Consider the following 13,472-nt stretch of genomic DNA (forward strand, 5'->3'; position numbering starts at 1 on the left):
CTTCCGATTAGCGCCGGGCCGGGGGCTTGAGTATTCCGAATATGATTAACAAAATTCGGCAGATATGATATTTTTCACCACATGACAGAAAAGGTGGACAAGCGGCAGCGGGCGGCGCTGTTTCGCACCCGGCTGGCCCGCGCCATGCAGGAGGCCGGCAGCAACCAGAGCGCGCTGGCCCGCGCCATCGGCGTGGACCGGTCGACGGTGTCGCAACTGCTGGGTGACGCGGGCGCGCGCCTGCCCAACGCCCATGTGGTCGGCGCCTGTGCCTCTGCGCTCGGCGTGTCGGCGGACTGGCTGCTGGGCCTGTCGGACCGCCCCGAGAGCGCCGCCGACCTGCTGTCGACCAGCCTCAGCCTGACCGAAGCCCCGCGCGCGCTGGTCGATCAGCGCATCTTCGACTGGCACAAGGAGGCCGCCGGCTACAAGATCCGGCATGTGCCCGCCGCCCTGCCCGACATGCTCAAGACCCGCGCGTTGCTGGAATGGGAATACAAGCCGCATCTGGGCCGCACCGCCGACCAGGCCATCGGCGCCTCCGAGGACCGGCTGAGCTGGATGCGGCGGGCGCGGTCGGATTATGAAATCGCCCTGCCCGCCTATGAACTGGCCAGCTTCGCCGACGGCACCGGTTACTATGCCGGGCTGCCCGCCGCGCTGCGGGCCGAGCAGCTGGACCGGCTGGCGGCGCTGAGCGAACAGCTCTATCCGCGGCTGCGGCTCTACCTGTTCGACGCCAAGCGGCTCTATTCCGCGCCGATCACCATTTTCGGCCCGCTGCTATGCGTGTTCTACGCGGGCGGGCATTACCTGGCCTTCCGCGACCGCGACCGGATCGAAACCTTCACCAGCCATTTCGACCGGCTGGTGCGCGAGGCCGACCTGTCGGCACGGGACCTGCCCGACCACCTGCACGGGCTGCGGCGCCGGGTCGCCTGAGGATCAGCCGCGCGCGCCCGTCCCTGCCAGCAGGCGCCGGGCGGTATCGGCGCAGGTCGCGACATGGGTGGCATAGCCGCCACGGATCGCCGCCAGCATCGGCCGCACCCGGTTTGCCCCCGACCCGACCAGCAGCGCCATGTCCTTGCCGCGCATCTCGTCCAGCGACACGCCGATCATGCGCTCCTCGGATTCGGTGACGACCGGGTTTCCGTCGCCGTCGATCAGCCGGCCGCAGATCACGCCGGCCGCGCCGCGCGTAGCGACCTCCTGCGCCAGGCTGTCGGCGTCGATCAGCCCGGTGCGCACCACATGGCTGCCCGAATGGCAGGTGCCGCAGGCGAAAAGCACCTTGTTGCAGCCCGCCACCGCGCGCAGCTGCTCGGCGATCACCGGTTCATTGCGCAGCCGGTCGGCCAGGTCGCGATCCGACAGCAGCAGCGGCACATGCAGGTTGACGCAATGCGCATCGAACCGCCGCGCCAGCGTCGCCGAACAGGTTTCGGCGGCAAAACCCAGCGCGGCGGGGCGGGAGCCCACCAGCTGCACCACCGTCAGGTCGGCCAGCGCCACCCGCGGCGCCGCCTCGGCGATGCGATAGACGGTTTCGCCCCAGGCCACGCCCAGCCTGTCGCCGGGGCCGAGCAGGCGCGGCAGCCATTCGCCCGCCGCGACCGTCACCCGTTCCAGGCTGCGGCCCGGTTCCGCCATGTCCGGCGGCACCACCAGCGCGTCGGCCAGGCCGAACCGGTCGACTAGGTCGCGGGCAAGCTCGTGGGTCCGGAATATCTCGGGTTCCAGCGTGACCCGGACATAGCCGCGCCGCCGCGCCTCGGACAGGTAGTTGACCACGCTGGCGCGGCTGACCCCGAGCCGGCGCGCGATGTCCTGCTGGTTCATGCCGCAGCGGTAATAGCACCATGCGGCCTCGACGATCGCATCGCCGGGCGGTAACCGGCCGGAGGGCGTCACGCCGTCGTCGCTGACCCTGCGCTGACCGCCCCCCACCGATCAGACAGCCGCGGCAAGGTCGGGAAACAGCGCCGCCAGCGCCTCGGGCGAGGCGTCGCAGACGCCGCGTTCGGTGATCAGCCCGGTGACCAGCCGCCGGGGCGTCACGTCAAAGGCCGGGTTGCCGCCGGGCGTGCCCTCGGGCGTGACCTGCACCACCTCCAGCCCGCCATCCGCGCCCGCGCCCTGCACATGGGTGATCTCGCGTCCGGTGCGTTCCTCGATCGGGATCTCGGCCACCCCGTCCGACACCCGCCAGTCGATGGTCGGCGACGGCAGCGCCACATAGAACGGCACCCCGTTGTCCTGCGCCGCCAGCGCCTTGAGATAGGTCCCGATCTTGTTGCACACATCGCCCGCGCGGGTGGTGCGGTCGGTCCCGGTGATCACCATGTCGACCTGCCCGTGCTGCATCAGGTGGCCGCCGGCATTGTCCACCACATAGGTATGCGGCACCCCGTGGCTGCCCAGTTCCCAGGCGGTCAGCGCCCCCTGGTTGCGCGGGCGGGTCTCATCGACCCAGACATGCAGCGGGATACCGGCATCATGGGCCTGGTACATGGGCGAGGTGGCGGTGCCCCAGTCCACCGTCGCCAGCCACCCGGCGTTGCAATGGGTCAGCAGGTGCACCGGTTCGCCCGCCGGTTTGCGCGCGGCGATGTCACGGATGATCCGCAACCCGTGTTCGCCGATACGGCGGTTGATCTCGACATCCTCGTCGGCGATGTCATGCGCCAGCTGCAGCGCCGCGGCGGCGCGGTCGCCCACGGGCAGCGGGCGCAGCAGGTCGCGGGCGCGATCCAGCGCCCAGCGCAGGTTGATCGCCGTGGGCCGGGTGGCGTGCAGGAAATCCCAGGTCCGGTCCATGTTCGCATCCGTGGCGTCCTGGGCCATGGCCAGCGCCATGCCATAGGCCGCCGTCGCCCCGATCAGCGGCGCACCGCGCACCTGCATCTCGACGATGGCAAAGGCATAGTCATCGAGCGTGTCGAGCTGATGAACCCGGAATTCATGGGGCAGCAGGCGCTGTTCGATGATCTGCACCGCGCCCTTCGCATCGTCCCACCAGAGCGACCGGTAATGCGTTCCGTTGACCTTCATAGGATGTCCTTCCCGTTGTAGTCGCGGGCCAGCGCGATCAGCGCGGCGGTATCGGGGATCGCCTCGGCACGCAGGATCAGCTCGGCCCCCATCGCCAGGTTTCGCGCCTCGAGCCGCGCCCGGAGCCGCGTATCCGCGATATCCTCGAAATCGGCGTTATGGGCCAGCGACAGGCAGCGCCGGTGCATCTCGATCCCGCAGATCGCGACTGCATCCTGCCAGATGTCGCGCAGCAGCGCCTCGCGCGCCGGCGCCGAATCGTGGCCCTGATCCTCGAACAGGGCGGCAGGATACAGCATCCCGGTCCGCTCCGTCTCCCACAGGTGGGCAAATTCCGCCTCGAAATCCGCCACGGTGTCGGAGATCACCGACAGGATCCAGTCCTGATAGCGGTCCGGATCCCCGCCGCGATGGGCGGGCTGGCTGAAATAGGCCATCAGGAAATTAGCGATCAGCATCCCGATATCGAATCCCAGCGGCCCGTATTGAACGAACTCGGGGTCGATCACCTTCACCTCGGTATCGGTGGCCATGATCGAGCCGGAATGCAGGTCGCCATGCACCATCGTTTCGGTGTTCGAGGCGAATTTCATCAGCGCCCGCTGCGCCCGCGCCTTGAGCGCCGCATTGCCGCGAATGCCGGCAATCACGGGGTCGAGCCCCTCGGTATGATTGTTCATCCCGGCGTCGAAATAGGGATCGGTGAACACCAGCGCCTCGGTGATGGCCGGGATCTCGACATTGCCGGCGAACAGCGCCACGTCGGCCTTCTTGTCGGCGCTGCGCATCGACAGTTCGGACCCGCGGAACGCGGTGCGCGCGCAGAACCGCCCGAGGAACGCGCCCAGCCCCTCGACCCGTTCGCCATTGATCAGCTTGCGCCGCAGGATCAGGTGCGGCGACAGGTATTCCATCACGATCAGCGCCTGCGCCTCGTCGAAATGGAACACCCGCGGCACCGATCCGGGGTCGCGCTCGGCCTGGCGGGTCAGCGCGTGATATTCATAGAAGGCGCGGTAGAGCGGCAGCGGCCAGCTGTCGCCGACGAGCCGCACATAGGGCAGCGCCTGCTTGACCACCACCGCGCCGTTCGGACCCTCGACGATGAAGACCAGGTTCAGGTTGCCGTCGCCGACCTCGCGCACGGTCCACCGTTCCGGATCGGCACCCACCTGCGCGGCGACCGGGGCCAGCCCCGCCAGCCGGGGGCCCAGCGTTTCGGGGGTCAGCGGCTCATATGCATCCGACGTCGTCATACCGTGATTCCTCCTCGCTCGGCCCTGAACTTTCCGATTGCTTGCACAAAAGTCAACGCCGTTGACATCTGCTGATTTCCTATGCTGAATATCGAAACACCGCCCCCGGGGGCGGCCAGTGCCTGGGGCCATTCATGCCGGAAACCGTTTGCGAAATCAGGGGATTGACCAAGTCCTTCGGACGTAACCGCGTGTTGCGCGGAATCGATCTTGCCCTGTCCGCCGGCGAGGTGACGGTGCTGATGGGGGCCAATGGCGCGGGCAAGTCGACACTGGTCAAGGTGCTGTGCGGCCATCACGCCCCCGATGGCGGCGAGATGCGGATGGCCGGCGCGCCCTTTGCGCCGGCCAGCGTCTCGGACGCGATTTCGCAGGGGGTCGTCACCGTCCACCAGAACATCGACGACGGGGTCATCCCCGATCTCGACGTGGCCTCAAACCTGATGCTGGACCGGCTGACCGAGCCGGGCGCGGGCCTGTTCGTGCGCGCGCGCCGGATGCGCGACGAGGCGGCCGGGGTGGCGCGCAGCATGGGGCTGACGATGGACGTGCGCAGCCGTGTCGCCGACCTGTCCGTGGCCGACCGGCAGATGATCGCGATCGCCCGCGCGATGGCGCGCGCCCCGCGCCTGCTGATCTTGGACGAACCCACATCGTCGCTGTCCACCGCCGAGGCCGACCGCCTGTTCACGCTGGTCGACCGGCTGCGCGACCAGGGCGTGTCGATCCTCTATATCTCGCACCGGATGTCCGATATCCGCCGCATCGCAGACCGCATCGTCTGCATGCGCGACGGCGCGATTTCGGGCACGTTCGCCAGCGAACCACTGGATTACGAGGGCGCGGTGACCGCGATGCTGGGCCATCGCATGACCGAGGTCGACATCACCCCCGCCACCGCCGGTGCGCCGGTGCTGAACCTCGACGGCCTGCGGCTGTGGGACAACACCGCCCCAATCGACCTTTCCGCGCATGAAGGCGAAGTGGTCGCCGTCACCGGCCTTCTGGGCAGCGGCAAGAGCCGGCTGGCCGAGATCATCCACGGCACCGCGACCCCGGCGGCGGGGACGATGACGCTGGACGGGGCGGCCTATGCGCCCGGCAACCCGGCGGGCGCCATGGCGCGCGGCGTGTTCCTGTCGCCCAAGGACCGGGCCACGAACGCGGTGATCCCGGCCTTTGACATCGCCAACAACATGACCCTGCCCTTCCTGGGCGCGTTTTCGCGCCTGTCGCTGCTGTCGGACCGCGCCCAGCGCCGCGCCGCCGACGACATGATCGGCAGGATCGGCGTCGTCTGCCAGTCGAACGCGGACGGGATCGGCACCTTGTCGGGCGGCAACCAGCAAAAGGTGATGATCGGGCGGTGGCTGCTCAGGCCCTGCCGGCTGCTGCTGCTCGACGAGCCGTTCCAGGGGGTGGATATCGGCGCGCGCCGCGACATCGGCCACTATATCCGCGAAACCGCCCGCGACCGCGCGACGCTGGTTTTCGTCTCCGAGATCGACGAGGCGCTGGAGGTGGCCGACCGCATCGTGGTGCTGCACGAAGGCGCGGTGGCCGGGGATCATCGCAATGAAAACCTGGATCTGGGCCGCGTGGTGGCACAGGTCTCGGGCGCGGCACAGCCGGGATAACGGGAACACAAGGCAGACCATGAACGACCAGCGCTTTCTCAATTTCGCCATCCGCTATGGCTTCCTGATCCTGCTGGTCTGCCTGGTGCTCTATTTCAGCCTGTCCGCCAGCGGGTTCGCCAGCCCGCGTTCGGCCGTGTTCGTCCTGCAATCGGTGGCCATCACCGGCATCCTCGCGCTGGGGGTGACCTGCACGCTGGTGGTGGACGGGTTCGACCTGTCGATCGGGTCGGTCGCCACCTCGGCGCTGATGCTGTCGGCCTATGCGATGGTGATCCTCGAATACCCGGCGGTGGTGGCGGTGCTGCTGTGCCTGGCGATGGGGGCGCTGGTCGGGCTGGTCAACGGGTTGCTGATCGTGAAATTCAAGGTGCCCGACCTGCTGGCGACGCTGGGCATGATGTTCCTGCTGATCGGCTTGCAGCGCATTCCCACGCAGGGCAATTCCATCGCCACCGGCATGAGCCTGCCCGACGGGTCGGTGGCCGAGGGCAGTTTCTCGGCCGCGTTCCTGTGGATCGGGCGGCACCGGTTCGATGTCGTCCTCGAGCGGCTGGTGCCGGTGCCGGTGGTGCTGTTCCTGCTGATCGCGCTGGCGATCTGGGTCTTTCTCGGGTTCACCCGGCACGGGCGGCTGATGTATGCGATCGGGTCGAACGAACGGGCGGCGGCGCTCGTCGGCACCAATGTGAACCGCTACAAGATCGTGGCCTACATGATCTCGGGCGTGATGGCCTCGGTGGGGGGCATATTGCTGGCGGCGCGGCTGGGGCGCGGCGATATCGCGTCCGGCAACAACCTGTTGCTGGACAGCGTCGCCGCCGCGCTGATCGGGTTTGCCGTGCTGGGCGCGGCCCGGCCCAACGCATTCGGCACCGCGGTCGGCGCGCTGTTCGTGGGCATCTTGCTGCAGGGGCTGACGATGATGAACGCGCCCTATTACACGCAGGATTTCGTCAAGGGCGTGGTCCTGGTGGTCGCGCTGGTGTTCACCTTCTACCTGTCCGCGCGGCGCGGCACGGGTGGACATAACTGATCTGACAGAGGGAGGAAGACATGCTGAGACGTGAGATGATGAAACTGGCCGGCGCGGCGGCGCTGGCGCTGGGGGCCGGCCTGGGCGCGGCGCCCGCGCTGGCGGCGGACATGCCGGCGCCGTTCGACAATCCGGGCGAGGTCAAGATCGCGCTGGTGCGCTACCTGTCCACCGGCGACTTCTTCCAGGCCTACCTGGCCGGCGTCGAACGGCAGGCCGAGGCGCTGGGGGTCGACCTGCGCGTGCTCGACAGCCGCCAGGATGCCGCGCTGCAGGCGGATATGGTCGATCAGGCCATCGCGCTGGGCGTGGACGGCATCGTGATCCAGCACGGGCTGACCGAATCGATGAAAGAGGCCGCCCAGCGCGCGGTGGACGCGGGCATCAAGGTGGTCGCCTTCGACGTGAACGTGGAAAACCCGGCGATCCCGCAGATCGAGCAATCCGATTACCTGCTGGGCAAGCTGGCGCTGGAGCAGGCGCTGAAGGACAACGGCACCGAATTCACCGCCGGTTACGTCTATGTGCCGGGCATCGCCCCGCTCGACCGCCGCCATGTGGCGTGGGAAGAGGTGAAAGAGGCCAATGCCGGCATCACCGAAGCCGCCATGTTCGGCACGCTCGACAACCCGATCGCCAATTCGGTCGCCAACCAGGCGCGGTCGGTGCTGCAGGCCAATCCAACGATCTCGGTGGTGTTCGCGCCCTATGACGAGTTCGCCAAGGGCGTGAAGATCGCGGTGGACGAGGCCGGCATGTCCGGGGATGTGGACATCTATTCCGCCGATGTCTCGACCGCCGACATCTCGGCGATGCGCGAACCGGGGTCTGCCTGGGCCGCGACCGTGGCCACCAACCCCGCCGTGGTGGGCGAGGTGTCGGTGCGCACGCTGGCGCTGATGCTGGCCGGCGAAGACCCCGGACAGCAGGTCGTGGTGCCGCCGACCCTGATCACGCAGCAGTTCCTGAACGACGAGGACATCAAGAACATGGACGACCTGGCGGCCAAGATGCCCGCCTTTGCCCATGCGGATGTGGCGATGGCCGACTGGATGCCGCTGGCCGGCCGCTGAGCGCCGGTGAGATCGGGAAACGGCCCGCGCGCCCCGCGCGGGCCGTTTTCGTATCCGCTCAGATCTTCACCCGCTCCATCTTCGGATCGTAGAGCGGTGCCAGCGTGACCGAACAGGGCACCCGTTCGGTGGCCACCTCCAGCTCATAGCGGCCGCTCAGCACGAAATCGCGGTCCACGCCGTCGGGGTTGCGCACATAGCCCAGCCCGATGGGCATCCCCAGATGATGGCCGAACCCGCCCGAGCTCAGCCAGCCGACGCGCTGCCCGTCGCGATAGATCGTTTCCCGCCCCAGCAGCACCACCCCGGGATCGTCCACGGTGAAACAGGCCAGCATCTTGGCCACCCCGGCCGCACGCTGCGCCGCCACCGCCTCGCGCCCCTTGAACGGCGTGTTCCGCTTCATCTTGACCGCCCAGCCCAGCCCGGCCTCGTCGGGCGTATGGTCGGGGCCGATGTCAGCCCCCCAGGCGCGATAGCCCTTTTCCAGCCGGCAGCTTTCGATGGTGCGATAGCCGGCATTGACCAGCCCGTGATCGGCCCCTGCCCGCATCAGCGCGCGATAGACGGTGACCGCATATTCCACCGGCAGGTGCAGTTCCCAGCCCAGTTCACCGACATAGGTGACCCGCAGCGCCAGCACCGGGCAACCGGCGATCCCGATGGTGCGCGCGGTCCCGAAGGGAAAGCCCGCGTTCGACAGGTCGGCGCGGGTCACCTGCGTCAGGACATCGCGCGCGTTCGGCCCCATCAGCGACAGCGTCGCCCGGCCCGATGTCACATCGAACAGCTGGCAGTTCATCCCGTCGGGTATGTTGCGGGCGATCCAATTGAAATCATGGGTGGCAAAGCCGGTGCCGGTGACGATGTAATATTCGTCCCGCGCCACGCGGGCCACGGTCAGGTCGCATTCGATGCCGCCACGATCGTTCAGCATCTGGGTATAGACCAGCGACCCCACGGGCCGGTCGGTGTCATTGGCGGCGATCCAGTCCAGCGCCGCCGCCGCATCCGGCCCCTTCAGCACGAATTTCGCGAACGAGGTCTGGTCGATCAGCACGGCGGCGTTGCGCACGGCCGCATGTTCGCGGGCCACCGCCGCAAACCAGTTCTGGCGGCCAAAGCTGTAGACATCCTCTGCCACCTCGCCCTGCGCGGCATCGGCAAACCAGTTGGGTCGTTCCCAGCCCAGCTTTTCCCCGAAACAGGCGCCCTGCCGGGCCAGTTCGTCATAGAGCGGCGAGCGGCGGCACGGCCGTCCGGACCGGTGTTCTTCATGCGGCCAGGCCATCGTGTAGTGCTTGGCATAGGCCTCGATGGTGCGGGTGCGCACCCAGTCGGTGTCGAAATGCGGTGCGCCGAACCGGCGGATATCGGCGGACCACAGATCATAGGGCGGTTCGCCCGACTTGACCCATTCGGCCAGCGCCATCCCCGCCCCGCCCCCGGCGGCGATGCCAAAGGCATTGAACCCGGCGCCGACAAAGAAGTTCCGCTGCTCGGGCGCCTCGCCGATGATGAAATTGCCGTCGGGCGTAAAGCTCTCGGGGCCGTTGGTCAGCGTCTTGATGCCCGCCTTTTCCAATGCCGGAACACGGCCCAGCGCCAGTTCCATGATCGGCTCGAAATGGTCGAAATCGGAATCCAGCAATGAATAGTGGAACCCGGACGGGATACCGTCGACGGCCCAGGGGATCGGGTTGGGTTCGTAACCGCCCATCACCAGCCCGCCGACCTCTTCCTTGAAATAGGTCAGCCGATCCGGGTCGCGCAGCGTCGGCAGGTTGCCGGGAACGCCGAAGGCTTCGGTCACGAGATACTGGTGCTGCATCGACACCAGCGGAACATTGACCCCGAACCGCGCGGCAAATTCGCGGCTCCACTGGCCGGCGCAGAGCACGACCTTTTCGCAGCCGATGCGGCCGCGATCGGTGATCACGGCGCGGATCGTGCCGTGCTCGATCTCGATATCCGTGACCTTGGTATCCTCGCGGATCAATGCGCCCTTCATGCGCGCGCCCCTGGCCAGCGCCTGGGTGATGTCGGACGGGTTGGCCTGCCCGTCGGTCGGCATGAAAGCCGCGCCCACCACGTCGGACACGTCCATCAACGGCCACAGGTCCCGGGCTTCGTTCGGGGTCAGCAATTCCATATCGAGACCAAAGGAATGGGCGGTGGTGGCCTGCCGTTTCACCTCGGTCCAGCGTTCGGCGTTGCAGGCCAGCCGCAGCCCGCCATTCATCTTCCAGCCAGTGCCAAGCCCGGTTTCCGCCTCGAGCCCGCGATAGAGATCGACCGAATAGCCCAGCAGCTGGGTGATATTGGCGTTCGAGCGCAATTGCCCGACCAGGCCGGCGGCGTGAAAGGTGGTGCCCGAGGTCAGTTTCCGGCGCTCCAGCAGGATGCAATCGATCCCCAGCCGGGCCAGATGATAGGCGGTCGAGCAGCCGACGATGCCGCCGCCAATGATCACAACCTGCGCGGAAGAAGGAATATCGGTCATCACGATGGCCTCAGCTGTTCATGTAATCGGAATGGGCGGCGCGAAAACGGGTCAGGTTCTCGGCGGTATAGGCGGCAAAATCCAGATCGAGCGCCGAGGTGATCTCGGACACCATGCTCCACATAGTTTCGCGCAGGAGCGACGCGCATTTCATCGCGTGGTAGCGCCGCAGCAGCGCGTCATCGGCGGGCGCCTCGAAATAGAGCTCCAGCATCCGCGTCTCCTGCGCCTCGGACAGCCCGTTATTCGACGCCAGCCCGCCCAGATCGAACAGCGGGGAGTTGAACCCGGCATAATCCCAGTCGATCAGCCACAGCCGGTCGCCGTCATCGAGAAAATTCGCCGCCAGCAGGTCGTTGTGGCCGAACACGATGTCGAACGGCCCCGCATCGGCTTCGAGCCGCGCGGCGATATCGAGAAATCCCGGCAGCAGCGCGGCATGTGCGCTGCCGCCGTCGCGCAGCGTGGCGGCATAGTCGCGGATCACATGAAAGACCCAGAACACCAGCGCCGGCCCGCGCAGGTGATCGGGCACCTCGCGATGGCAGCGCCGGATCAGCGGCACGATACGTTCGAGCGCACCGGGCGCGCGCACGTCCTCTTCGCCATAGGTGCGCGCGTCGACATACTCGAACACGGTCACGCCGGGTTCGACATGCAGCACGGCGGGCGACAACCCGGCGGCATGGGCGGCCCGGCTGGCGGCCAGTTCGTTGAACCGCAGAACATGATGCACGGGGATATCCTCGCCCAGGCGTGCCACCCGCCGGTCCGCGCCATCGCTGACGAGGTAGTTGTGATTGGTCAGCCCGCCGCCCAGCGGCGCGACCGTCACCTCGCTGCGCCAGCAGGGCAGCGCGCGGATACGGGCCACGGCCTGCGCGTCATCCATGGGTCTGCTCCTCCAGTCCGAAACGGATGCGGGCATTGCGCGCACCCGCCGAAATCACCCGGTCGGCGATGATCGCGATAAAGGCGATGGCCAGCCCCGCGACCAGCCCGCGCCCGGTATCGGCCTTGGTCAGCGCGATATAGACCTCCTGGCCGAGGTCGCGCGTTCCCACCAGCGCGGTGATCACCAGCATCGACAGTGCCAGCATGATGGTCTGGTTCAGCCCCAGCAGGATCTCGGGCAGCGCCAGCGGCAGCCGGATCCGGGTCAGCAATTGCCACCGCGTGCAGCCCGCGACCACGCCGGCCTCGATCAGGTCCGGGCTGACCGACCGGACCCCGTGCGCGGCATAGCGCACCGCCGGCACCAGCGCATAGAGCACGATGGCGATCATCGCGGTGAAATCGCCGATGCGGAACAGCATCACCACCGGGATCAGGTAGACGAAGCTGGGCAGGGTCTGCAGCGTGTCGATGATGACGCCGATCACGCGTCCGGCACGGGGGTTGGTGGCCGCCAGCACGCCGATGGGAACACCGATCGCCGTGGCGATCACCACCGAGGCGCCGCACAGGTAGACGGTGATCATCGCCTTTTCCCACATGCCGGTCACGACGATGAACCCGGCCATCGCGACCGTCATGACCGCCAGCCGCCAGCCGCCGAACCAGGCGCCCAGCAGCCCCAGCATGACGATGGCCCAGGGCCATGGAACACCCAGGAAGAACCGCTTGATCGGCAACAGGAAGTAGTTGAGAAAGAACAGCTTTACCGCCTCGAACGCATCGTAGTAATTGACGTTGAGATATTTCACCAGGCCGTCCCAGAACCCGCCCGTGGTCAGCCACAATGTCTCGGGATAGGTCTGGAAGAACGGGATCACGCGCCCCAGCAGGAAGGCCGCGATCATCACCCCGAGCACCGCCACCATGCGCCTGTGGCGGGCGATCCAGCCGCCTTGCGGAGCCACTGCGCCGGGATGAACCGTGGCCGCGCGGTCGGACATGGCCTGCGACAGCCGGTCCACGGCGATGGCGAGGATGACGATGGCGATGCCCGCCTCGAATCCGGCGCCGATATCCAGCCGCCGCAGCGACGATAGCACGTCGAACCCCAGCCCGCCCGCGCCGATCATCGACGCGATGATCACCATGTTCAGCGACAGCATGATCACCTGGTTGACCCCGACCATCAGCCCGTCGATCGCCGACGGCACCAGGATGCGCCATGTCATCTGGCGCCGGGTGCAGCCCGCCATCACGCCGAAATCCTTGATCTCGGAATCGACGCCTCTCAGCGCCAGCGTGGTGATCCGCACCATCGGCGGCATGGCATAGATGACCGTCGCCACCAGCGCCGCGACCGGGCCAAAGCCGAACATGAACAGGATCGGCACCAGGTAGGCAAAGATCGGGATCGTCTGCATCAGGTCCAGCAGGGGCGCCAGCATCCGGTCGAACAGCGGGTGACGATAGGCCAGAATGCCCAGCCACAGCCCGCCCGCGACCCCGATCGGCACCGCGATCAGCACCGAGGACAGCGTCACCATCGCGCTTTCCCACTGGCCGAACATGGCGAGGTAGAGAAACGACAGCCCGACCAGCAGTGCCAGCCCCCAGCTGCGCGCATATTGCCCCAGCGCCATGACGCCGGCGATGATGGCGATCCAGCTCAGCGGCGGCAGGATCTGTTTCGCGCGGCGCCCCACCCCATCGAGGAACCCGTCGGCCAGCAGCGCCCGCGCCAGATCATAGGGCTGTTCGATCAGCCAGGCGATGGCGCGCGTCACATCGGTAAAGGACACCGGGCCGATCCGCGCATCCTCGACCAGCCAGCTCATCGCCGCCGAGATCCAGTCCTTCAGCGGCACCACCCATGCGCCGGGATATTCCAGCGCCCAGGCCAGCGCCGGGTTGTCCGGCCAGCCCGCCGACAGCCGCGCCAGCGCCAGCGTGGCCAGCATCAGCCCCGCCGCCGCCCAGACCGGCCCGCGCATCAGAACTGGTCGCGCCGCCTGCATG

General features: G+C 67.5%; 10 protein-coding genes. 4 read left to right on the forward strand and 6 right to left on the reverse strand.

Features of this window, described 5'->3' with window-relative positions:
* Window positions 1-81 precede the first annotated feature (81 nt).
* Entirely contained in the window at window positions 82-942 is an 861-nt protein-coding gene (locus C6Y53_RS04495) for a helix-turn-helix domain-containing protein (protein WP_106471342.1), read from the forward strand.
* Between the two features lie 3 nt (window positions 943-945).
* On the opposite strand, the gene C6Y53_RS04500 is transcribed toward C6Y53_RS04495, so the two are convergent.
* The 3 genes from C6Y53_RS04500 to mtnK are packed head-to-tail and all read right to left on the reverse strand — an operon-like array spanning window position 946 to window position 4,310.
* The gene (locus C6Y53_RS04500; RefSeq protein ID WP_244614938.1) at window positions 946-1,950 is read right to left on the reverse strand and encodes a sugar-binding transcriptional regulator; all 1,005 of its coding nucleotides are present in this window, start codon (window positions 1,948-1,950) and stop codon (window positions 946-948) included.
* Window positions 1,951-1,953: 3 nt separating this feature from the next.
* Window positions 1,954-3,054, reverse strand: coding sequence for an S-methyl-5-thioribose-1-phosphate isomerase (gene mtnA / locus C6Y53_RS04505; protein WP_106471343.1), 1,101 nt, complete (start codon window positions 3,052-3,054; stop codon window positions 1,954-1,956).
* A complete protein-coding gene (mtnK, locus tag C6Y53_RS04510; protein WP_106471344.1) occupies window positions 3,051-4,310 on the reverse strand; it encodes an S-methyl-5-thioribose kinase in 1,260 nt (419 codons plus the stop codon). The genes mtnA and mtnK overlap by 4 nt, the downstream gene beginning before the upstream one ends.
* A 134-nt stretch (window positions 4,311-4,444) precedes the next feature.
* On the opposite strand from mtnK, the gene C6Y53_RS04515 reads away from it, so the two are divergent.
* From C6Y53_RS04515 to C6Y53_RS04525, 3 genes are read left to right on the forward strand one after another with little or no spacing between them, the layout of a single operon-like run.
* The gene (locus C6Y53_RS04515; RefSeq protein ID WP_106471345.1) at window positions 4,445-5,947 is read left to right on the forward strand and encodes a sugar ABC transporter ATP-binding protein; all 1,503 of its coding nucleotides are present in this window, start codon (window positions 4,445-4,447) and stop codon (window positions 5,945-5,947) included.
* Window positions 5,948-5,966: 19 nt separating this feature from the next.
* Complete coding sequence (locus C6Y53_RS04520; RefSeq protein ID WP_106471346.1) at window positions 5,967-6,983, forward strand: ABC transporter permease; 1,017 nt, start codon at window positions 5,967-5,969, stop codon at window positions 6,981-6,983.
* Between the two features lie 20 nt (window positions 6,984-7,003).
* A complete protein-coding gene (locus C6Y53_RS04525) occupies window positions 7,004-8,056 on the forward strand; it encodes a substrate-binding domain-containing protein (protein ID WP_106471347.1) in 1,053 nt (350 codons plus the stop codon).
* A gap of 58 nt (window positions 8,057-8,114) precedes the next feature.
* Here C6Y53_RS04525 and C6Y53_RS04530 read toward each other — a convergent pair whose 3' ends face one another.
* The 3 genes from C6Y53_RS04530 to C6Y53_RS04540 are packed head-to-tail and all read right to left on the reverse strand — an operon-like array spanning window position 8,115 to window position 13,471.
* Window positions 8,115-10,559, reverse strand: coding sequence for a GcvT family protein (locus C6Y53_RS04530; protein ID WP_106471348.1), 2,445 nt, complete (start codon window positions 10,557-10,559; stop codon window positions 8,115-8,117).
* A gap of 10 nt (window positions 10,560-10,569) precedes the next feature.
* Window positions 10,570-11,451, reverse strand: a complete 882-nt coding sequence (locus C6Y53_RS04535) for a choline kinase family protein (protein ID WP_106471349.1) — start codon at window positions 11,449-11,451, stop codon at window positions 10,570-10,572.
* Window positions 11,444-13,471 (reverse strand): ABC transporter permease, encoded by a 2,028-nt coding sequence (locus C6Y53_RS04540; protein ID WP_244614939.1) that lies wholly within the window; start codon window positions 13,469-13,471, stop codon window positions 11,444-11,446. The genes C6Y53_RS04535 and C6Y53_RS04540 overlap by 8 nt, the downstream gene beginning before the upstream one ends.
* Window position 13,472 lies beyond the last annotated feature (1 nt).

The sequence above is a fragment of the Pukyongiella litopenaei genome (genome assembly GCF_003008555.2).
Taxonomy (GTDB): domain Bacteria; phylum Pseudomonadota; class Alphaproteobacteria; order Rhodobacterales; family Rhodobacteraceae; genus Pukyongiella; species Pukyongiella litopenaei.